This is a genomic window from Streptomyces sp. NPDC048442 (genome assembly GCF_040651475.1).
Classification (GTDB): Bacteria; Actinomycetota; Actinomycetes; order Streptomycetales; family Streptomycetaceae; genus Streptomyces.
Map to the genome: position 1 here is coordinate 207,259 of NZ_JBEZKB010000007.1, position 22,005 is coordinate 229,263.

Sequence of the window (22,005 nt, forward strand, 5' to 3'; positions counted from 1 at the left end):
CGCCGACCCCCGTATGACGGGGTGAACGGCGGAGGAGAGCGTCATGGGCAACCGCTTCCAGGTGCAGGACCGTTTCGAAGGCGGCGCACAGTACATCGGCGGGCAGTTGCGTCCCGGTACCTCGGGTCGTACTCACACGGTCGTGAACCCCGCCACGGGCGAGGGGATCTATACGTACGAGCTGGCCGGAAGAGATGACGTGGACGCGGCCGTGGCGGCCGCCAAGGACGCCTTCCCCGGCTGGTCCGGGGCCACCCCGGGCGAGCGCTCCGACGCCATGCACAAGTTCGCGGCCGTACTCGCCGAGCAGGCCGAGGACTTCGCGTACGCCGAGTCCCTCCAGTGCGGCAAGCCGATCAAGCTGTCGCGCGAGTTCGACGTTCCGGGGACGGTCGACAACGTCGCCTTCTTCGCGGGCGCCGCCCGTCATCTGGAGGGCAAGTCCGCCGGGGAGTACGACGGCGACCACACCTCGTACGTACGCCGCGAGGCGATCGGCGTGGTCGGCTCGATCGCGCCCTGGAACTACCCGCTCCAGATGGCCGCGTGGAAGGTGCTTCCGGCCATCGCCGCGGGCAACACGATCGTGCTGAAGCCGGCCGAGATGACCCCGTTCACCTCGATCATGTTCGCGCAGGCCGCGAAGGAGGCCGGGCTGCCGGACGGTGTCATCAACATCGTCACCGGCGCGGGCAAGGACGCGGGCGAACACCTCGTCGGCCACCCCGACGTCGCCATGACCTCCTTCACCGGCTCCACCCCGGTCGGCAAGCGGGTCGCCGAGATCGCCACTTCGACGGTCAAGCGGCTGCACCTGGAGCTGGGCGGCAAGGCCCCGTTCCTCGTGTTCGACGACGCGGATCTGGAAGCGGCGATCAACGGCGCCGTCGCCGGTTCGCTCATCAACACCGGCCAGGACTGCACCGCCGCCACCCGCGCCTACGTACAGCGCCCGCTCTACGACGCGTTCGTGAGCGGTGTCGCCGAGCTGATGGAGTCCGTACGGCTCGGGGACCCGTTCGACGAGTCGACCGACCTCGGCCCGCTCATCAGCTTCGCCCAGCGCGACCGCGTCGCCGCCATCGTGGACAGGGCACGTGGCTACGCGCGCGTCGTCACGGGTGGCGAGGCCCCGGGCGGCGACCTCAAGGACGGCGCGTACTACCGGCCGACTCTGATCGCCGACGCCGCCCAGGACAGCGAGGTCGTCCAGGACGAGATCTTCGGTCCGGTGCTGGTCGTGCTGCCCTTCGACAGCGACGACGAGGGCATCGCGCTCGCCAACGACACCCCGTACGGCCTGGCCTCCTCCGCCTGGACCCGTGACGTGTTCCGCGCGAACCGCGCCACCCGCGAGATCAAGGCGGGCTGTGTGTGGGTCAACGACCACATTCCGATCCTCAGCGAAATGCCGCACGGGGGATACAAGGCCAGCGGCTTCGGCAAAGACATGTCGGCGTACTCCTTCGAGGAGTACACGCAGGTCAAGCACGTCATGTTCGACAACACCGCGGTGGTCCGCAAGGACTGGCACCGCACGATCTTCGGGGACCGATAAAGAGTCCGCCTGACCAGCGGCAACCCACCCGAAAGGGCAATGCGCATGGAGAAGTTCCAGTACGGGAGACTCCCCGCGGGCGGCACGGAATCCGTGAGCGCCGTGGAGAGTGCCATGCGGCGCAGCATCACGAGCGGCCGGGGTGCACTGACCCGCCGTTCACTGATGCGCGCCGCCGGCGGCGGGGCCCTTGCCCTCGGTGGCATCGGGGCCCTCAGCGCCTGCGGTATTCCGGCCGCGGGCGGCAAGGGCCAAGCGGCAGCGGTCTCGGACGACCTGTCGGCCAAGGAGAAGCAGGTCGTCTTCTCCAACTGGACCGAGTACATGGACGTCGGTGAGAACGACAAGGGATATCCGACCCTCGAAGCCTTCACGAAGCGCACCGGGATCTCCGTCAAGTACACGGCGGACATCAACGACAACAACGAGTTCTTCGGCAAGATCCAGCAGCAGCTGCACAACGGCCAGGAGATCGGCCGCGACCTCATCTGCGTCACCGACTGGCTGGCCGCCCGGCTGATCCGGCTCGGCTGGGTGCAGAAGCTCGACCCCACGCACCTGCCGCACGCGTACGCCAACCTCACCGCGCAGTTCCGCAACCCCTCCTGGGACCCGGGCCGTGCCTACTCGTACCCCTGGACCGGCATCTCCACGGTCATCGCGTACAACGAGAAGGCGACCGGCGGGCGCAAGGTCGACTCGATCTCCCAGCTGCTCGACGACCCCAAGCTCAAGGGGAAGGTCGGCTTCCTCTCCGAGATGCGCGACAGCATCGGGATGACGCTGCTCGACCTCGGCAAGGACCCGGAGAAGTTCACCGACGACGACTACTCGGCGGCGATCGCCCGACTGCAGAAGGGCGTCGACAGCAAGCAGATCCGCCGCTTCACCGGCAACGACTACACCGCCGACCTCGAAAAGGGCGACCTGGCGGCCTGTGTCGCCTGGGCCGGTGACATCGTGCAGCTCCAGGCGGACAACCCGGCGGTGAAGTTCGCGATTCCCGAGGCCGGTTATATCTCCTCCTCGGACAATCTGCTGGTTCCGGCGAAGGCGCGGCACAAGACCAACGCCGAGAAGCTGATCGACTACTACTACGAGCCGGGCCCCGCGGCGCAGCTCGCCGCGTACATCAACTACGTCTGCCCCGTCGACGGCGTCCGCGAGGAACTCGCCAAGCTCGACAAGGCCCTGGCCGCTTCGCCGCTGATCCTTCCCGACAAGGCGATGACCGCCAAGTCGCATCCGTTCCGCCCGCTGAGCGAGGCGGAGGAGAAGGCGTACGAGGAGAAGTTCGCCAAGCTCATCGGCGCGTAGCCGGCACCACGCGTAGCCGGCGCCACGCGTCACCGGCACGCGCGGTCAGCACCACGCGCGGCCGGCACCACGCGTCACCGCCACCGCGCGCAGGTGTCACACCTCGCGCAGGCGCCACCAGCCGCACGTACCACCAGTCGTACGCACGTGTCACCGCGTATGTGTCACCACGTATGTCACCGCGTACGTGTCACGTACGTGACAGCCCCGCACTCCCCGACGCACCCCGACTCCCCCCTGGGACCGCAACCCATGACTCAGAAGACCGAAGGCGGCGACGTCCGCCTCGCCGGGATCAGCAAGACCTACGGCTCCTTCACCGCCGTGCACCCGCTCGATCTGACCGTCCCGCAGGGCTCCTTCTTCGCCCTGCTCGGCGCGTCCGGCTGCGGCAAGACGACGACGCTGCGGATGATCGCCGGCTTGGAGGACCCCTCCACCGGCACCGTCTCCCTCGGCTCCACCGACGTCACGCACCTGCCGCCGTACAAGCGCCCGGTGAACACCGTCTTCCAGAGCTACGCGCTCTTCCCGCACCTCGACATCACCGAGAACATCGCCTTCGGGCTGCGCCGCCGCGGCATCAAGTCGGTCAAGAAGCAGGTCGACGACATGCTGGAACTGGTCCAGCTCGGCCAGTTCGCGGGGCGCAAGCCGCACCAGCTCTCCGGCGGCCAGCAGCAGCGCGTCGCCGTCGCCCGCGCGCTGATCAACCACCCGCAGGTGCTGCTCCTCGACGAGCCGCTGGGCGCCCTGGACCTCAAGCTGCGCCGGCAGATGCAGCTGGAGCTCAAGCGCATCCAGACCGAGGTCGGCATCACCTTCGTGCACGTCACCCACGACCAGGAGGAGGCCATGACGATGGCCGACCAGGTCGCGGTCATGAACGGCGGCCGGGTCGAGCAACTGGGCGCCCCCGCCGACCTGTACGAGAACCCGAAGACCACCTTCGTCGCCAACTTCCTCGGCACCTCCAACCTCATCGAGGCCCAGATCGCCTCGACCGCCGCCGACGTTGCCACGGTGACCTGCGGCGACTCCAAGCTCAAGGTGCCGGGCAAGCGATGTCAGGCGCAGACCGCCACCGGCGACAAGCTCCTGGTGGGCGTACGCCCCGAGAAGGTGTCGATCATCCACGCGGACAACGCGGGCACGATCCCCGACGGCCGCAACCGCCTCACCGGACGCATCGTCGCCTCCAGCTTCATCGGCGTCTCCACCCAGTTCGTCGTCAACAGCCCGTCGTGCGCCGACTTCGAGGTGTACGTACAGAACGTCGAGCGGGACGTGCGGCTGGTGCCCGGCACCGAGGTCGTCCTGCACTGGAACCCGGAGCACACCTTCGGGCTCGACGCGGACCAGGCCATCGACGCGGGCGTGCAGTCGGTGGAGGACGCCTCGTGACCGTCACCGAAGCGCAAGCGCCCCCCGTGGAAGAACCCCCGGTGCACAAGGCGTCGGTGCGCAAGCGCCTCGTCCCGTACTGGCTGCTGCTGCCCGGCATCCTGTGGCTCGTCGTCTTCTTCGCGCTGCCGCTGATCTACCAGGCGTCGACCTCCGTCCAGCAGGGTTCGCTCGAAGCCGGCTTCAAGGTCACCTGGCACTTCCAGACGTACTGGGACGCCTTCACCGAGTACTGGCCGCAGTTCGTCAGGTCCCTGCTGTACGCGGGCACGGCGACGATCCTGTGTCTGCTGCTCGGCTACCCGCTCGCGTACCTCATCGCCTTCAAGGCGGGGCGCTGGCGCAACCTGATCCTTGTGCTGGTCATCGCGCCGTTCTTCACCAGCTTCCTGATCCGTACGCTCGCCTGGAAGACGATCCTCGCGGACGGCGGCCCGGTCGTCGACGTGCTCAACACGCTGCACGTCCTGGACGTGACGAGCTGGCTGGGCTGGACCGAGGGGGACCGGCTCCTTGCCACGCCGCTCGCGGTGGTCTGCGGTCTGACGTACAACTTCCTGCCCTTCATGATCCTGCCGCTCTACACCTCCCTGGAGCGGATCGACGGCAGGCTGCACGAGGCGGCCGGGGACCTCTACGCGACCCCGGCGACGACCTTCCGGAAGGTGACGTTCCCGCTGTCCATGCCGGGTGTCGTCTCCGGCACGCTGCTGACCTTCATCCCGGCGGCCGGCGACTACGTCAACGCGGAACTGCTCGGCTCGACCGACACCAAGATGGTCGGCTCGGTCATCCAGTCGCAGTTCCTGCGGGTGCTCGACTATCCGACGGCGGCAGCGCTGTCCTTCATCCTCATGGCGATCGTGTTGATCATGGTCACCGTCTACATGCGCAAGTCCGGGACGGAGGACCTCGTCTGATGGCCACGCCTTTGAAGCAACCGGTGAAGTGGCTTCGCCGCAATCTCATCGTCATCGCGGGTCTGTTGACCCTGGCGTACATGATCCTGCCGAACATCGTCGTGATGGTGTTCTCGTTCAACAAGCCCAACGGGCGCTTCAACTACGCCTGGCAGCAGTTCTCCACGGACGCCTGGAAGGACCCGTGCGGCGTCGCCGACCTGTGCGGCTCGCTCTCCCTCTCGCTCCAGCTCGCCGCCTGGGCGACGCTCGGCGCGACCGTCCTGGGCACGATGATCGCCTTCGCGCTGGTCCGCTACCGGTTCCGGGCGCGCGGCGCGATCAACTCGCTGATCTTCCTGCCGATGGCGATGCCCGAGGTCGTCATGGCCGCCTCGCTGCTGACGCTCTTCCTCAATATGGGCGCCCCGCTCGGCTTCTGGACCGTGCTCATCGCGCACATCATGTTCTGCCTGAGCTTCGTCGTCACCGCCGTCAAGGCGCGTGTGATGTCGATGGACCCGAGGCTGGAGGAAGCCGCCCGCGACCTGTACGCGGGCCCCGTCCAGACCTTCGTACGGGTCACCCTGCCGATCGCGGCCCCCGGCATCGCGGCCGGTGCGCTCCTCGCCTTCTCGCTGTCGTTCGACGACTTCATCATCACGAACTTCAACGCGGGCTCGACCGTCACCTTCCCCATGTTCGTCTGGGGCTCGGCCCAGCGCGGCACACCCGTACAAATCAACGTCATTGGTACAGCTATGTTCATCATCGCCGTGCTGATGGTCCTCGGCGGCCAGCTCATCGCCAGCCGCCGGAAGAACAGCGCAAGCCCCAAGTAAGACCCAGTAGTTCCCCGAAGGAGTTGGAAACCATGGCCCCGGTTGCCATGCGTAGTGCCGCACAATCCCTTTCCGGCGCGAAGCCGCTGTCGTACTGGCTGGACGACCCCGACCGGCCCGCCCCCGAGCCGTCCCTCACCGGGGACGAGCGCTGTGACCTGCTGGTCGTCGGCGGCGGGTACAGCGGACTGTGGACCGCGCTGATCGCCAAGGAGCGCGATCCGCAGCGGGACGTCGTCCTCATCGAGGCCAACGAGGTGGGCTGGGCCGCCTCCGGGCGCAACGGCGGATTCTGCGCCGCGTCGATCACCCACGGCCTCGGCAACGGCATCGCCCGCTGGCCCAAGGAGATCGGCAGGCTCGAAGAGCTCGGGATGCGCAACCTCGACGCCATCGAGGAGGCCGTCACCAAGTACGGCATCGACTGTGCCTTCGAGCGCTCGGGCGAGATCGACGTGGCCACCGAGCCGCACCAGCTCGGAGACCTCCAGGAGATGTACGAGGAGGCCGAGCGGCTCGGTCTCGCCGAGCACCTGGAGCTCCTCGACGCGGACGCCGTGCGCGCCGAGGTCGACTCGCCGACGTTCCTGGGCGGCCTCTGGGACAAGCGCGGGGTGGCCATGCTCAACCCGGCCCGCCTGGCGTGGGGCCTCAAGCAGGCCTGCCTCGACCTGGGTGTGCGTATCTACGAGAACACCAAGGGCACCCAGCTCGCCTCGGACGACAACGGCACCGCGGTGCGCACCTCGTACGGCCGGATCTTCGCCCGCCGGGTGGCGCTCGGCACCAACGTTTTTCCGTCCCTGGTCAAGCGGATGCGCCACTTCACGGTCCCGGTCTACGACTACGCGCTGATGACCGAGCCGCTCACCGAGGAGCAGCTGGCGTCGATCGGCGGCTGGAAGAACCGGGCGGGCCTCGGTGACAGCGCCAACCAGTTCCACTACTTCCGGATCTCCGAGGACAACCGGATCCTGTGGGGCGGCTACGACGCCGTCTACCACTTCGGCGGCAGGCTGAGCGGCGAGCTGGACTCCCGCCCGGAGACCTTCCTCAAGCTGGCCGAGCACTTCTTCACCTGCTTCCCGCAGCTGGCGGGCCTGCGCTTCACGCATGCGTGGGGCGGCGCGATCGACACCTGCACCCGCTTCTCCGCCTTCTTCGGTACGGCGCACGCGGGCAAGGTCGCGTACGCGGCCGGTTACACCGGGCTCGGCGTGGGCGCGACCCGCTTCGGCGCCGAGGTGATGCTCGACCTTCTCGACGGGAAGAAGACCGAGCGCACCGAGCTGGAGATGGTGCGCAGCAAGCCGCTGCCGTTCCCGCCCGAGCCGGTCGCCTGGGCGGGCATCGAGATCACCAAGCGCTCGATGGCCCGCGCCGACGACAACGGCGGCAGGCGCAACCTGTGGCTGAAGGCCATGGACAAGGTGGGTCTGGGCTTCGACAGCTGAGCCCGCCAGAGCCCGTAGCGAGTGAGTGCGCCCCCGGTCCGACCGGGGGCGCACCACTGCGTAGTGGACCCGTTGAGAATTCACTGCCAACAAATGCCGGAACCCGCGTAATGATCGCGGCCCGCGGCCCTCTCCCCCTGTGTACGCACTGTCCGCCCGTCTGTGCACAGGATGAGAAGGAGGCCGAGCGCGATGGCTGGCTCGGAAGCGAAGACCGCGGTGGAGTGGCTGGTCTCGGTGGCCCCGGACCCCGACGCGTGCCGGTGGGAGTGGGAACGCAACCCACTGGGCGTCGCGCTGCTGCCCGCCGGCCGCCGCTGGGACGTCCTGATCCTGCCGGGCGAACTCGGCTGTCCCACGCTCGAGGTGCTGTCCCGCCTGGTCGACCGGCCGGGACCGGTGCTCGCCGACTTCGGCGACTCCCGGACGGGATTCTTCGTCCCGGCGGGCACGGCCGCCCGCTGGCTCGGCACGGGGGTACGGGGCGCGGGCCGCGGCACCTGGATCGTGGTGCCCTACCCGGGCCGTGCCACCACCGGCGGCGTCCGCTGGCTGGTCGCCCCGGACGGCCGGGGCACCCTCACCGACCCGGCTCTGCTGGAGCTCGCGATGCACGAGGCGGCGAGCCGGATGGTGCGCGACGACTGAGCCACCACGCGGGTGCGAGCAGGAGGACGCCCAGGCACCAGCTGCCGAGCACGTCCAACGGCCAGTGATATCCGCGCAGTACGAGGCCGATGCCGGTCGCCGCGGTGAGCACGAGCGCGACGGGCATCGGCCACCGGCCGCGTATCCCCGTACGGAGGAGGACGGCGGCCCCGCAGTACGCGACGGCCGCCGTCGCCCCGTGCCCGGACGGGAAGTAGCCGGTCTCGGCCGGATCGAGCGGCGACGGCCGGTCGATCAGCACCTTCAGCGGTACGACGACGGCCGGGACCGCCGCCATCGCCAGGGCGGCGGCGAGCGCGAGCAGCCGCCGGCCGCGCCACAGCGCGTACGCGATACCCAGGGCCAGGACCGGGAGGGCGACCTGCAGATTGCCCAGGTCGGCGCAGAACTCGGTGAGCCGGCCCGGCCCCCGGCCGACGAGGGAGCGGTCCGCAGCCGTGTCGGCGGCCGACAGCGGGCCCCGCACCACGACCTGCCAGGTGATCAGTGCGAACAGCAGCGCGCTCGTCACCACCGTGACGACAAAGGCCGACTGCCCCGGAGCAGGGGGGGTGGCTCCGGGGCAGTCGGCAGGACCGGAAGGACGGCCGCCCCGGGGGGTGTGGGGCGGGCCACCGTCCGATCGGTGAGGATTTCCGGGGCCAGAGGCCCCGGGGGTGGTGTGCGCGAAGGCACGACCAGGGAAGTGCCGGGAAAGCGCGACCCTGGCGTCGCCCGCAGTCCCCTGCGGGCGGGGTGTTTCTCTCATCTGCCAGGAACCGTACGGGAGGAAGAGGGGGTCCGACAGCGGGAGTGCGATCCCGCCATTGGCCCCCCACACATCCTTCACAGGCACAGTCTGCCCCGGGCACGGACCGGGTGCGGACCTCAGATTCCGGCGAACGCCGTTTCGAGGATGTCCAGGCCCTCGTTCAGCAGTTCCTCACCGATCACCAGCGGCGGCAGGAAGCGCAGCACGTTGCCGTAGGTGCCACAGGTCAGGACCAGCAGGCCCTCCGCGTGGCAGGCCTTGGCGAGGGCGCCGGCGGCCGCCGCGTTCGGGGCCTTCGAGCCGTCCTTGGTGCCGGACTCGACCAGCTCGATGGCGATCATGGCGCCGCGGCCGCGGATGTCGCCGATGACGTCGTACTTCTCCTGCATCGCGGTGAGGCGGCCCTTCATGACCTCCTCGATGCGCTTGGCCTTCCCGTTGAGGTCCAGCTCCTTCATCGTCTCGATGGCGCCGAGGGCCGCCGCGCAGGCGACCGGGTTTCCGCCGTACGTGCCGCCGAGGCCGCCCGCGTGCGGGGCGTCCATGATTTCGGCGCGGCCCGTGACGGCGGCGAGCGGCAGACCGCCCGCGATGCCCTTGGCGGTGGTGATCAGGTCCGGGACGACGTTCTCGTCCTCGCACGCGAACCACTGGCCGGTGCGGCAGAAGCCGGACTGGATCTCGTCGGCGACGAAGACGATGCCGTTGTCGGTCGCGAACTTCGAGATCGCGGGCAGGAAGCCCTTGGCCGGCTCGATGAAGCCGCCCTCGCCGAGGACCGGCTCGATGATGATCGCGGCGACATTCTCGGCGCCGATCTGCTTGTTGATCATCTCGATGGCCTGGGCGGACGCCTCGGCGCCGGCGTTCTCGGCGCCCGTCGGCCAGCGGTAGCCGTACGCGACCGGGACGCGGTAGATCTCCGGGGCGAACGGGCCGAAGCCGTTCTTGTACGGCATGTTCTTGGCGGTCATGCCCATGGTGAGGTTCGTACGGCCGTGGTAGCCGTGGTCGAAGACGACGACGGCCTGGCGCTTGGTGTACGCACGGGCGATCTTGACGGCGTTCTCGACGGCCTCGGCACCCGAGTTGAACAGCGCCGACTTCTTCGCGTGGTCGCCCGGCGTCAGCTCGGCGAGCTGCTCGCAGACCTCGACGTAACCCTCGTACGGCGTGACCATGAAGCAGGTGTGGGTGAAGTCCTGGAGCTGCGCGGTCGCACGGCGCACCACGGCCTCGGCGGACGCGCCGACCGAGGTCACGGCGATGCCGGAACCGAAGTCGATCAGACGGTTGCCGTCGACGTCCTCGACGATGCCGCCGCCCGCGCGGGTCGTGAAGACCGGCAGTACGGAACCCACCCCACCGGCGACCGTGGCCGTACGACGGGCCTGAAGCTCCAGCGACTTCGGGCCGGGAATGGCGGTGACGACGCGGCGCTCCTGCGGGACTGCGCTCATGAGGGGCTCCTCGGGAAGGGGGTGGGGTGAAACGGACGCTCCGGTACACATTCCGGTACTTCGCAGGCTAGGGGCGGGGCGGCGTGGTGGGCATGTTCCGTTCGGGAGAAGTACGGGGGGCGCCTTGTCCGGTACGGACATAGCGGGTTCATGGGTTCGGGAGCCCGGAAGCGGGGTCCTGGACCACTAGATTGGGCCCGGCAGTGGGACGCGTACAGCTGGTTCGTGGGGACGAGGGGCAGCACATGAGCACCGGTGACAGGCACGACGCACGCTCCACCCGGGCGGGCGGCGTACCCCGGCCGGCCGGACCGCCGCCCGCGCACCTGCCGCCCGTGCCCGCCGCCGCCCCGCCGCTCTCCCGGGTCGAGGACTGGCTGACCACGTCCCGCCCGGACGCAGGCCCCGGGATCTGGCGGTACGGGCACGTGCCGCGCCCCGAGCGGCCCGACGAGGACGTGGTGAGCGACCGGTCGCTGCTGGTCGGCGCGGTCATCTCGCTCCTGACCGGACTGCTGATCTGGTCGCTCTGGTGGAACAACTACATCCCGTACTGGCTGGTCCCCATGAAGCTCGTCACGCCGAGCGAGTGGTGGAACCCGGGGATGTACGGCGGCCCCCGCACCCCGGACGCCTACGAGGGCGTCGCCGTGTACACCGGGCTCTTCGGAGCGGCGCTCGTCTACTGGTTCGGCAGACTCGGCAACTGGGCCGAGGTGTTCCGCCGCTTCGTCCGCAGCCGCGAGCAGCCCTTCCGCGCGGCGATCGCCTTCGGCCTCGCCGCCCTCGTCCAGCTCCTCACCTGGACCGGCACGCTGCCCGTCGTCGACCCGGTGATGATCCTGCTGCCCGACGCCTGGCTCGGCGGCGGCGGCAACCGCTACGTCGCCGCGATCGTCGTCTACGCCGTCTACGCGCTGATCGTCCTCGCCCTGCTCTGGCCCTTCGCCCGCATGGGCGACTGGGCGGGCGCCCTGTGCCGCAAGCCGGCGCCGAGTGCCCCCGCCGCGCCCGCGCACCCCGCCGCCGACCCCGCCCGCTGGCCCGAGCTGCGGGCGGCGGGGGAGCGGGAGGCCGCCGACCTGCTCACCGCTGAGGTGCGCGGCGGGCGGATGAGCGACCTCGATCTCGTACGGATCCGGCAGGCCTGGGACGCGGCAGGGGACGACCCCGAACGCCGCACCGTCTTCACCGCCACCGTCCTGCGCGACGGCGCCGCGGCCTTCACCCACCCCTCCGGCGCCCGCGACCTGCCGCGCCGCACCGCGCACCACGACCTCCTCGCCTCGCAGGTGCGGATCGGCACGTACGTCGACGACGAGCCCAACCCGTATCAGCGCAGGGGAGCGGGCACCGCCGTCGAACCCGCCGTCCTCGGCACCTCGTTCCTCGCCGTCGGCCCGCCCGGCGCGGGCAAGACGCGGCGGCTCACCGCGCCCGTCGTCGAGTCCCTCGCCCTCCAGGCGCTCGCCGGGAAGTGCAGCGTGATCGTCGTGTGCGCGGCCGGGACGGAGTTGCTCGGCGACGAGGCGTACGACGTCGTGGTCAAGCTCGGCGACCGCAGCTCCGTCCACGACCTCGACCTCTACGGCGGCACTACCGACGCCGAAGCCGCCTCCACCGTCCTCGCCGAGGCCCTCGTCGGCGACCTCGACACCGTCGACACCGGGCGGGCGGCGACCGCGCTGGCGCAGCTGGTGGGCCCGTACCACGCGGTGCACAGCTGCTTCCCCGCCGTTCCCGAGCTGTACGAACTCCTGCGCGCGGACCCCGCCGCGCTCCAGCGCCTCGCCGCCGAGCTGGACGCGGCGGGGGCCGACGCGATGCTGCGGGACCTGTCGTCCCGGGTCCGCCAGATGGGCACCGCGTCCGACCCTTGCCCGGCCCTCGCCGACCGGCTCGCCCTCCTCGACCGGCCCGCCTTCACCGACTTCTTCGACACCTCGGCCACCGCCCGTCCCTTCTCCCTGCGCGCCCTCCAGCACCACCCCATGCGGGTCCGCGTCGAGCTGCCCGAGCACGGGCACGCGGAGGCGTCCCGGCTGCTCGCCCGGCTCGTCCTGGCCCAGTTCCTGGTCGCGGTCACCGCCAGGACCGACCGGTCGCTGTTCAGCTGCCTGGTCCTCGACGACGCGACGGCCACGCTCACCGCCGAGACCGTGCGGGGCATCAGCCGGATCCGCTCCGCCAACGCGGGAGTCGTGCTCAACCTCCGTACCGTCGACGACGTCCCCGAGGCGCTGCACATCCCGCTCCTCGGCGCGGTCGGCTGCCACATGGCGTTCTCCGGGGTCACCACCTGGGACGGCCGGCGCTTCACCGAGGCGTGGGGCACCGAGTGGGTGGAGACCACCGAGGTCGCCCAGCACACCGTCTTCGCCAACCAGCCGCTGACCCGGGCCATCCACTGGCTGCGCAAACTCGTCACCGGAAAGGCCGTCGTCACCAGCGCCGTCACCGTCAGGAAGGTGGAACGCGAGCGCTGGTCCGCATCGGAACTGGCCCGCGGGGTACCCGCAGGACACGCGGTGCTGTCACTGACCACGGTGCACGGGGAGCACGCCCCGCCGCTGCTGGTGGACCTGCGGGGCTGAGCCGCCCGGCCCGCGGGGCCGGTGTGACGCGCTCTTACGTACGCCCTGGCAGAATTGACAGTGCCGTTCATACGGGGCGGCACATTTCACCTGAGAAGGTCCCGTCCTCCGATGCCGCCCACGCTCGCCTCCCTCGTCCACCACTCCGCGCTCAAGCTCGTCGTGCGCGCGGGGGAGGACCGGCTGGAGACCCCCGTCCGCTGGGCGCACGTCAGCGAACTCGCCGATCCCGTTCCGTACATGGAGGGCGGCGAGCTGCTCCTCATCACGGCGATGAAGCTCGACGCCGAGAACCCGGAGACCATGCGGCGGTACGTGCGCCGGCTGGTCGGCGCCGGAGTCGTGGGCCTCGGCTTCGCGGTCGGCGTGTCGTACGACGACATCCCGCAGGCGCTGCTCGCCGCCGCGAAGGAAGAGGGCTTCCCCCTTCTCGAAGTGCCGCGCCGCACCCCCTTCCTCGCCATCTCCAAAGCGGTCTCGGCCGCGATCGCCGCCGACCAGTACCGGGCGGTCACCGCGGGCTTCGAGGCCCAGCGCGAACTGACGAAGGCGGCGCTGACGGGCCCCGCGGAACTGGTCGCCCGCCTCGCCTCCCACGTCGACGGCTGGGCCGCCGTCTACGACGCGTCCGGGGCCCTGGTCGCCGCGGCCCCCGACTGGGCGGCCAGGCGCGCCGCCCGCCTCGTACCCGACGTGGAACGGCTGCGCGAGCGGCCCGCACCGGCCAGCGCGGTCGTGGCGGGCCCGGTGGAGGGCTCAGACACCGAGGACCGGGTCGAGCTCCAGTCCCTGGGCGCGGGCCGCCGCGCCCGCGGCACGCTCGCCGTCGGCACGGCGGCACCGCTGGGCACCGCCGAGCGGTACGCCGTCCACTCCGCGATCGCCCTCCTCACCCTCACCACCGAACGCACCAGGGCCCTCCAGGCCGCCGAGACCCGGCTGGGCGCGGCCGTCCTGCGGATGCTCCTGGCCGGAGAGAGCGACCACGCCCGCGCGGTGGCGGGCGACCTCTACGGAGGCCTGCTCGACGCCCCCTTCCGCCTCCTGATCGCCGAGGCGGCCGGCGAGGGCACGGACGCGACCGAACCCCTCCAGGCCCTGGTCGACGCCCTGGAATCGGCGGCGGCGCGGGCGGGCGAGGTCATCCTGGTCGTCCCGGACGGCGGCCGCGTCGTCATCCTGGCGGCCGACGGCGGCGAATCCGTCGCCGAGTGCGCGGCCCACACGGCGGTACGGCGCGGGGACGCGGCCCGCCCGATGGAACCGGCGGAGGAGGGCGAACTGGTCGTCGGCCTGTCCGCCCCGGCGGGCCCCACCGCCGCGGCTTCGGCCTTCAAACAGGCCGAACAGGCACTGTCCGTGGCCCGCCGCAGGGGCCGCACCCTCGTCGAGCACGAGGAACTGGCGACGGGCTCCGTCCTCCCCCTCCTCGCGGACGACGCGGTGCGCGCCTTCGCCGACGGGATGCTGCGCCCCCTCTACGAACACGACGCGACGGGCCGCGGCGACCTGGTCGCCTCACTCCGGGCCTGGCTCTCCCGGCACGGCCAGTGGGACGCGGCGGCCGCCCAGCTGGGCGTCCACCGGCACACGCTGCGCTACCGGATGCGGAGGGTAGAGGAGATCCTCGGCCGCTCCTTGGACGATCCGGACGTCCGGATGGAACTGTGGCTGGCGCTGAAGGCGACGTCCACTTCGCCGGGGGCGTAGGGCGGGGCTCTGCGTGGGGGCCGCCCCCTTGCCCACCCTTCCCCAAGCTCTCGGCTTCGCTCGAGCAGGGGAGACCCCACTGCCCCCGGGGGGCGGCCCCGCTGCCCAAGGAGGCTAGGGAGGCTAGGGGCTGAGGGGCAGGCAGTTAGGGGCGCGGGGAACTGCGCGATCAGCCACGACGCACCCGCACGACGCCCACCGGCCCGCACACGGCCATCCACCCACCCGTACCGGCCCCGCCAATCCGGCACCCACCCCACCCCCAACACTCCACCCCGGACAAACGACGACTCCCCGCCCCGCCCCTACGGTGGAGCCCACAACCCACCTCATTGCACCCCGCACTCTCGGAAGGGCCGGATCCCCCTATGACTTCCACTTCCACCCACGCCTTCTGGCTCGCCGGCCGCCAGGCCACCGGCGACGACGCCTTCGACGTGACGTCCCCGTGGGACGGCCGCCTCGTCGGCAGGGTCAGCGTTCCGACCGACGCCCAGGTCGAAGAGGCCGTCGCCGCCGCGCACGCCGTACGGGACGAGTTCGCCGCGACCCCGGCCCACGTCCGCGCCGCCGCCCTCAACCACGTCGCCGACCGCCTCGGCGAGCGCACCGAGGAGATCGCCCAGCTGATCTCCGCCGAGAACGGCAAGCCCGTCAAGTGGGCCCGCGGCGAGGTCGGCCGCGCCGTCTCCGTGTTCCGGTTCGCTGCCGAAGAGGCCCGCCGGTTCAACGGCGGCGACGCCCAGCGCCTCGACACCGACGCCGGCGGCGTCGGCCGCCTCGCCCTGACCCGCCGCTTCACCCGCGGCGTCGTCCTCGGCATCGCGCCGTTCAACTTCCCGCTCAACCTGTGCGCCCACAAGGTCGCCCCCGCGATCGCCGTCGGCGCGCCGATCATCCTCAAGCCGGCCCCGGCCACCCCGCTCTCCGGCCTGATCCTCGGCGAGCTGCTCGCCGAGACCGACCTGCCCGTCGGCTCCTGGTCGGTCCTGCCGGTCGCGAACGACAAGATGCCCGCGCTGGTCCAGGACGAGCGCCTGCCCGTAATCTCCTTCACGGGCTCCGACAAGGTCGGCTACGCGATCATGGACTCGGTGCCGCGCAAGCACTGCACCCTGGAGCTCGGCGGCAACGGCGCGGCCGTCGTCCTCGGCGACTTCTCCTCCGAGAAGGACCTGGACTGGGCCGCCACCCGCATCGCGACCTTCTCCAACTACCAGGGCGGCCAGTCCTGCATCTCGGTGCAGCGGGTCATCGCGGACGCCTCCGTGTACGACCGCCTGGTCCCGAAGATCGTCGCCGCCGTCGAGAAGCAGGTCACCGGCGACCCGTCCGACGCCGCCACCGACGTCGGCCCGCTCGTCAGCGAGGACGCCGCCAAGCGCGTCGAGTCCTGGGTGGACGAGGCCGTCAAGGCCGGCGCCGAGCTGCTCACCGGCGGCAAGCGCGACGGCGCCAGCTACGCGCCGACCGTCGTCGCCGCCCTCCCGGCCGACACCACCCTCTCCTGCGAGGAGGTCTTCGGCCCGGTCCTGTCCGTGCAGAAGGTGGACGGCGAGAAGGAGGCCTTCGAGGCGGTCAACTCCTCCAAGTACGGCCTCCAGGCAGGCCTGTTCACCCACGACATCCAGGCCGCCTTCCGCGGCCACCGCGCCCTGGAGGTCGGCGGCGTGATCGTCGGCGACGTCCCCTCCTACCGCGCGGACCAGATGCCGTACGGCGGCGTGAAGCAGTCCGGCGTGGGCCGCGAGGGCGTCCGCTACGCGATGGACGACTACACGTACGAGCGCGTACTGGTCCTGACGGGCATCGACCTGTAGCGGGGCAGAACAGAAGGAAGGGGAGGCCAGTAGGCTCGTCCACACCATGACGAGCAGCTCACCGGCCTCCCCTTCGGCGTCCCCGCCACCCCGTTCCCTCGGCGCCAAGGCCGACAAGGACACCGTGCGCCGGCACAACCTCAGCCTCGTGCTGCGGGCCGTGCACGACGAGGGCGAGATCACCAGGGCCCGGGTCGCCGCCCGGGTCGGCCTCACCCGCGCCGCCGTGTCCTCCCTCGTCGAGCAGCTCCTCGAAGGCGGCTTCCTCGCCGAGTCGGGGAAGACGTTCAGCGGGCAGGCCGGGCGGCCCGGCACCGTCCTCAAAATGGCCCGCACCGGCGCCGCGGGGCTCGGCATCGAGATCAACGTCGACTACGTGACCGTGTGCGCCGTCGACCTCAGCGGCACCGACCGGGTCCGCCTCACCGAGCACCTCGACAACCGTGACGTCCCGCCCGCCGACGTCTTCCAGCGAGCGGTCCGTATCGCCGTACGCGCCATGCAATCGGCGGAGGAGCAGCAACTGCGGCTCGTGGGAGTGCAGTTGGCGCTGCCCGGTCTCGTCTCCGGCGGCACCGTACGGTACGCCCCCAACCTCGGCTGGAACCGTGTCGCCGCCGAGGGACCGTTCGCACAGGCCCTCGCCGCCCTGTACCCCGGCCGCCCCGCCCTGCCCGTCGGCGCCGACAACGAGGCCAACCTCGCCGCCCTCGCGGAACTCTGGTTCGGCGGACGCAGCGCCGACCGCTCCTTCCTCTACCTCAGCGGCGAGGTCGGCGTCGGCGGCGCTCTCGTCCTCGGGGGCCAACTCCTGCACGGCGCCCACGGGTTCGCGGGCGAGATCGGCCACGTCGTGGCCCGCACCGACGGCCCGCAGTGCCGCTGCGGCGCCCGCGGCTGCCTGGAGCAGTACGCGGGCCAGCCCGCCCTCCTGCGCAACGCGGGCCTCGACGAGAACGCCGGAGTCCCAGGTGTCGCCGAACTGGAACGGCGGGCCGCCGCCGGCGACGAGCAGGCCCTCACGGCGCTCGGCACGGCGGGCGAGAAGCTGGGAATCGTCCTGTCCGGCGCGGTCAACCTGCTCGACCCGCAGGCGGTCGTCCTGGGCGGCATCTACCGGGGCCTCGCCCCCTGGCTGATCCCCACCGTGACCAGCGAACTGTCCGAACGCGTCGTCTCCGGCCTGTGGCCCACCGACTCGGACCGCCTCCGCGCCTCGTCCCTGTCGGGGGATGCGGCGCGGGGGGCGGCGGCCCTGGTCGTCCGCGACGTCCTGTCCGACCCGGCCGCGTACGTCAACGCATCGCGCTAGCGGCGGGGAACGTGCGAGCACGTCGCGGCCGGCCGCGCAGTTCCCGCGCCCCTGACGAGGCGCCCCGTCAGGGGCGCGGGGAACCGCGCGATCAGCCCACCACCGGCCCGCACGTAAATGCCCCCCGGCTCAGCGCACAGCGAGAAGGTGCTCCATTGCCAGCTGGTCGAGCTTCTCGAAGGCCATCGACCGCTCAGCGGCAGCCGTCACGTCGAACTCCTCGTACGCACTGGGATCCACGAGCAACGAAGCCAGCCCGTCCTCCGCCGTCGGCCGAGCCAGCTCATCCAGCCGCGAGTCCCGCAGCGCCTGCTGCACGGCGGGGTCCGCGCGGAAGGCGGCCGCGCGCTCCTTGAGAATCAGATAGTTCCGCATGCAGCCGGCTGCCGACTCCCACACCCCATCCATCCCATCCGTCCGCACCGGCTTGAAGTCGAAGTGCCTCGGCCCCTCGTACCCTGCCGTCTCCAGCAGATCCACCAGCCAGAACGCCTGACGCAGGTCACCCGCGCCGAACCGGAAGTCCTGGTCGTACTTGATGCCGGTCTGGCCGTTGAGGTCGATGTGGAAGAGCTTTCCGGCCCACAGGGCCTGCGCGATGCCGTGCGGGAAGTTGAGCCCGGCCATCTGCTCGTGGCCCGTCTCCGGGTTCACGCCCACCAGCTCCGGGCGCTCCAGCCGCTCGATGAACGCCAGCGCGTGGCCGATCGTCGGCAGGAGGATGTCGCCGCGCGGTTCGTTCGGCTTGGGCTCGATGGCGAAGCGCAGGTCGTACCCCTGCTCCGTGACGTAGTCGCCGAGCAGGTCGAAGGCCTCCTTCATACGGTCGAGCGCCACCATCACGTCCTTGGCCCCGCCGGACTCCGCACCCTCCCGGCCGCCCCATGCGACATACGTCGTCGCGCCGAGCTCCACCGCCAGGTCGATGTTGCGGATCGTCTTGCGCAGCGCGAAGCGCCGTACGTCACGGTCGTTCGCCGTGAACCCGCCGTCCTTGAAGACCGGGTGCGTGAAGAGGTTCGTGGTCGCCATCGGCACCTTCATGCCGGTCGCGTCCAGCGCCTGCCGGAAGCGCTTGACGAGGGCCTCCCGCTCACTGTCGGTCGACCCGAACGGAATCAGGTCGTCGTCGTGGAACGTCACCCCGTACGCGCCGAGATCGGCGAGCCGGCGCACCGACTCGACCGGGTCGAGCGCGGGCCGGGTGGCGTCCCCGAAGGGGTCACGGCCCTGCCAGCCGACGGTCCACAGACCGAAGGTGAACTTGTCCTCGGGGGTGGGGGAGTAGCGGTCGTTCGTCATGGCCGACACCTCGGTCCTCGCCTCGCACGGCGTATTTGTTTTCTGACATGACTAATACTGCACGAGGTGGCGACTGCTGACCAGAACCTCGTGTCGAACACCCTCCCCATCTGCATTTGTTCTGGGTACGATCAAACCCCCGCGCCTTCTGTCGGCCGCCCGCGAACAGGGAGACACCACCCGATGACCGCCGCCCCGCACGCCCCCCTCGTCATCGGCGTGGACAGCTCCACCCAGTCCACCAAGGCCGTCGTCGTCGACCGCGGCACCGGCCGCATCCTCGGCACCGGCCGCGCCCCGCACACCGTCACCGGCACCGACGGCGCCCGCGAGAGCGACCCCGAGCAGTGGTGGCACGCCCTCGCCAAGGCCGTGTCCGCCGGGCTCAAGGAGGCAGGCGTACGGGCCGGGGACGTCACCGGCATCGCGGTCGCCGGCCAGCAGCACGGACTCGTCGCCCTCGGCGCGGACGGCCGCCCGCTGCGCCCCGCCGTCCTGTGGAACGACACCCGCTCCGCCCCGCAGGCCGCCGCCCTCGTGGCGGAGCAGGGCGCGCACTGGTGGCTGGAGCGCACCGGCTCGGTGCCGGTCGCCTCGCTCACCGCCACCAGCTGGCAGTGGCTGCGCGAGAACGAACCGCGCGCCGCCGGTGCCACGGCCGCCCTGCGCCTCCCGCACGACTACCTCACCGAACGCCTCTCCGGGGTCGCCGCCACCGACCCCGGCGACGCCTCGGGCACCGGCTGGTACTCCACCGCCACCGGCGGCTACGACCCGGAGATCCTCGAACTCCTGCACCTCGACAAGGCGTTGCTGCCCGAAGTCGCCCCCACCGGTGCCACCCGGGTCGGCTCCCTCACCGCCGAGGCCGCCGCCGCCCTCGGGCTCCCTGCGGGCATCGCCGTCGCCGCAGGGACCGGCGACAACATGGCCGCCGCCGTCGGACTGGGCCTGGGCGGCGCGGGCCTCCTGGACCACCCCGTCCTCTCCCTCGGCACCTCGGGCACCGTCTTCGCCGCCACCCGCACCCGCCCCACCAGCCCCGGCATCAACGGATTCGCCGCCACCGACGGCAGTTACCTCCCGCTCGGCTGCACCCTCAACTGCACGCTCGCCGTGGGAAAGGTCGCCGAACTGCTGCGGCTGGAGAGGGAGGACGCCGTACCCGGAGGCGAAGCGGTCCTCCTCCCGTACCTCGACGGCGAGCGCACCCCCGACCTTCCGGGTGCCTCGGGTCTCCTCACAGGCCTGCGGCACGCCACCACCCCGCAGCAACTCCTCGGCGCGGCCTACGAGGGGGCGGTCTTCACGGTGCTGCGCGCCCTCGACGAACTCCTCGCCGCCTGCGGTGCGGACCCGCAGGACCCCGGCGTCGCCGACCGGCCGCTGCGGCTGATCGGCGGCGGTGCGCAGGGAGTGACGTGGGTGGAGACCGTACGCCGCCTCTCCGGCAGGCCCGTACTGCTGCCCGCCGCGAGCGAGCTGGTCGCCCTCGGAGCCGCCGCGCTCGCCGCGGGCGCGGACACCGGAGCCGACCCGGTCGCGGTCGCCACCTCCTGGGACGCGGCCGCGGCGAGGGAACTCCCGCCGGTGGCAAGGGACCTGGAGACATGGGCCCGTATCGAGCACGTACTTCAGCAGGCCTCGGCGAGCCGGCAGGCCTGAGCCGCACGGCCTCCGCCCCCCGGCCCCCCGGCCCCGCCCTGCCCCTCGCGTGCCCGAGAGCGAGGCGATGAGAGGCTGGGGGCCATGATGAAGCTCGTGCTGCTCGGACTCGTGGTGCTCGCCGTCGGTGGGTGCGTGTGTGTGGTGTGGGCGGACCGTGGCGGCCCCCGCTGGACACGCGTGGTCGCCGCCGCGACGCTCTGCCTTGGCCGACTGGTGCGCAGCTCCGCGAAGAACAACAGGCGCAGCGGCGGGTCGAGCGGCGGCGACTAGGACCCCTGTCCGGCGCCTGGGGTCCGGAGCCTTCCCGGCGCCCGGGGCCTGTCCGGCGGATCGGTCCTGACAGACCCCGGGCCGGGGCTCGGCCGGAAGCGGTCTAGCTGACCTTGTACATCGGGTTCGGCAGCTTGAAGGTGCGGTCCGCGTAGCCACCGGTGAAGTCGGAGTCCTGGTCGCCGATGTTGGCGACCAGGTCGAAGCCCCGGGACTCGATGTACTTGCGGGTGGCGGCCTTGTACTGGCCCCCGTCGCACTTCCAGGCGGCGCCCGACCCGCACGCCTCCTTCAGATACGCGGGCGGGTTCACCTTGTCCTTGAGGAAGAGGTGGGTGCGGTCGAGCGGCGTCTTCACACCGACCTTGGCGAGGTTCTTCGCGAACGGGGCGCGGACGTCCTCGGCGGAGCCGGTGAGGAAGAAGACCTCGACGCCCTTGCTCCTCGCGTAGTTGACGAGCTCGGGCATGCCGAAGACGGGGCCGCGGTCGGCCTTGCTCACGTAGTCCGTGAAGGTCTTGGTGCCGTACGTGAAGTTCGTCGCCTTCTCGTAGTCGTACGTCAGGAGCATGGTGTCGTCGACGTCGAGGACGACGGCGGGCTTCTTGCCGTGCCGCGCGCCCTTCTTGCCCGCCTCGGCCAGGTGCTTCCTGGCGGCCTTCTGGACCCGGTGCACGTCGTGCGCGTACGGGCTGTCCGCGGAGGCGGTCCAGGTGCCGTCGGCGTTCTTCGTCCCGGCGTAGTAGCGGTCGATCTGGGTGACCAGGTCGGCGATGTTCTGCGGCTCCTGGGTGGCGGTGCGGTCCTGCGCAGTGCCGTCGGCGGTGGCGACGCCCGCACCGTAGACGGCACCTCCCGCCAGTGCCAGGGTGGCGGCGATGCCGACGATCCGGGTGTTCCAACGTGGCATGGATCGATCTCCGATGAGTTGCGTAGTGGCAGGTCGCGACTTGTCTACGCGCATCGCACGACCGG

At 71.2% G+C, this 22,005-nt stretch carries 17 protein-coding genes; 13 read left to right on the plus strand and 4 right to left on the minus strand.

Features of this window, described 5'->3' with window-relative positions:
* Nucleotides 1-43: 43 nt before the first annotated feature.
* The 7 genes from AB0D18_RS13740 (at nt 44) to AB0D18_RS13770 (ending at nt 8,122) form a co-directional block, all read left to right on the plus strand.
* Nucleotides 44-1,558 (plus strand): gamma-aminobutyraldehyde dehydrogenase, encoded by a 1,515-nt coding sequence (locus tag AB0D18_RS13740; RefSeq protein ID WP_362416410.1) that lies wholly within the window; start codon nt 44-46, stop codon nt 1,556-1,558.
* Between the two features lie 114 nt (nt 1,559-1,672).
* Entirely contained in the window at nt 1,673-2,875 is a 1,203-nt protein-coding gene (locus AB0D18_RS13745) for a spermidine/putrescine ABC transporter substrate-binding protein (RefSeq protein ID WP_362416718.1), read from the plus strand.
* Between the two features lie 252 nt (nt 2,876-3,127).
* Complete coding sequence (locus AB0D18_RS13750; RefSeq protein ID WP_362416413.1) at nt 3,128-4,279, plus strand: ABC transporter ATP-binding protein; 1,152 nt, start codon at nt 3,128-3,130, stop codon at nt 4,277-4,279.
* A complete protein-coding gene (locus tag AB0D18_RS13755; protein ID WP_362416416.1) occupies nt 4,276-5,199 on the plus strand; it encodes an ABC transporter permease in 924 nt (307 codons plus the stop codon). Before AB0D18_RS13750 ends, AB0D18_RS13755 begins: the two co-directional genes overlap by 4 nt.
* A complete protein-coding gene (locus tag AB0D18_RS13760) occupies nt 5,199-6,020 on the plus strand; it encodes an ABC transporter permease (protein WP_362416419.1) in 822 nt (273 codons plus the stop codon). The genes AB0D18_RS13755 and AB0D18_RS13760 overlap by 1 nt, the downstream gene beginning before the upstream one ends.
* A 32-nt stretch (nt 6,021-6,052) precedes the next feature.
* Nucleotides 6,053-7,474, plus strand: coding sequence for an FAD-dependent oxidoreductase (locus AB0D18_RS13765; protein ID WP_362416422.1), 1,422 nt, complete (start codon nt 6,053-6,055; stop codon nt 7,472-7,474).
* Between the two features lie 192 nt (nt 7,475-7,666).
* Nucleotides 7,667-8,122: a hypothetical protein gene (locus tag AB0D18_RS13770; protein WP_362416425.1), complete on the plus strand. Its 456-nt coding sequence runs from the start codon at nt 7,667-7,669 to the stop codon at nt 8,120-8,122.
* On the opposite strand, the gene AB0D18_RS13775 is transcribed toward AB0D18_RS13770, so the two are convergent.
* Entirely contained in the window at nt 8,055-8,654 is a 600-nt protein-coding gene (locus AB0D18_RS13775) for a phosphatase PAP2 family protein (protein WP_362416428.1), read from the minus strand. The two genes, AB0D18_RS13770 and AB0D18_RS13775, sit on opposite strands and share 68 nt — an antisense overlap.
* Nucleotides 8,655-9,010: 356 nt before the next feature.
* Entirely contained in the window at nt 9,011-10,354 is a 1,344-nt protein-coding gene (gene gabT / locus AB0D18_RS13780; protein WP_362416431.1) for a 4-aminobutyrate--2-oxoglutarate transaminase, read from the minus strand.
* Nucleotides 10,355-10,599: 245 nt separating this feature from the next.
* Between gabT and AB0D18_RS13785 the strand changes: the two genes are divergently transcribed.
* The 4 genes from AB0D18_RS13785 (at nt 10,600) to AB0D18_RS13800 (ending at nt 17,790) form a co-directional block, all read left to right on the plus strand.
* A complete protein-coding gene (locus AB0D18_RS13785; protein ID WP_362416434.1) occupies nt 10,600-12,948 on the plus strand; it encodes a DEAD/DEAH box helicase family protein in 2,349 nt (782 codons plus the stop codon).
* A gap of 111 nt (nt 12,949-13,059) precedes the next feature.
* Nucleotides 13,060-14,658, plus strand: a complete 1,599-nt coding sequence (locus AB0D18_RS13790) for a PucR family transcriptional regulator ligand-binding domain-containing protein (RefSeq protein WP_362416437.1) — start codon at nt 13,060-13,062, stop codon at nt 14,656-14,658.
* 368 nt (nt 14,659-15,026) lie between these two features.
* Nucleotides 15,027-16,478: an aldehyde dehydrogenase family protein gene (locus AB0D18_RS13795; protein WP_362416440.1), complete on the plus strand. Its 1,452-nt coding sequence runs from the start codon at nt 15,027-15,029 to the stop codon at nt 16,476-16,478.
* Between the two features lie 46 nt (nt 16,479-16,524).
* Nucleotides 16,525-17,790, plus strand: coding sequence for an ROK family transcriptional regulator (locus AB0D18_RS13800; protein WP_362416443.1), 1,266 nt, complete (start codon nt 16,525-16,527; stop codon nt 17,788-17,790).
* A gap of 129 nt (nt 17,791-17,919) precedes the next feature.
* Here the strand turns inward: AB0D18_RS13800 and xylA are convergent, their stop codons facing one another.
* Complete coding sequence (gene xylA, locus AB0D18_RS13805) at nt 17,920-19,092, minus strand: xylose isomerase (RefSeq protein WP_362416446.1); 1,173 nt, start codon at nt 19,090-19,092, stop codon at nt 17,920-17,922.
* A 183-nt stretch (nt 19,093-19,275) separates the two neighbouring features.
* On the opposite strand from xylA, the gene xylB reads away from it, so the two are divergent.
* The gene (xylB, locus tag AB0D18_RS13810) at nt 19,276-20,757 is read left to right on the plus strand and encodes a xylulokinase (RefSeq protein WP_362416449.1); all 1,482 of its coding nucleotides are present in this window, start codon (nt 19,276-19,278) and stop codon (nt 20,755-20,757) included.
* A gap of 84 nt (nt 20,758-20,841) precedes the next feature.
* Nucleotides 20,842-21,030 carry a hypothetical protein gene (locus AB0D18_RS13815; protein WP_362416452.1) on the plus strand — a complete coding sequence of 63 codons (189 nt, stop codon included), beginning with the start codon at nt 20,842-20,844 and terminating at the stop codon, nt 21,028-21,030.
* Between the two features lie 103 nt (nt 21,031-21,133).
* Here AB0D18_RS13815 and AB0D18_RS13820 read toward each other — a convergent pair whose 3' ends face one another.
* The gene (locus AB0D18_RS13820; RefSeq protein WP_362416455.1) at nt 21,134-21,940 is read right to left on the minus strand and encodes an HAD family acid phosphatase; all 807 of its coding nucleotides are present in this window, start codon (nt 21,938-21,940) and stop codon (nt 21,134-21,136) included.
* Between the last annotated feature and the right edge of the window lie 65 nt (nt 21,941-22,005).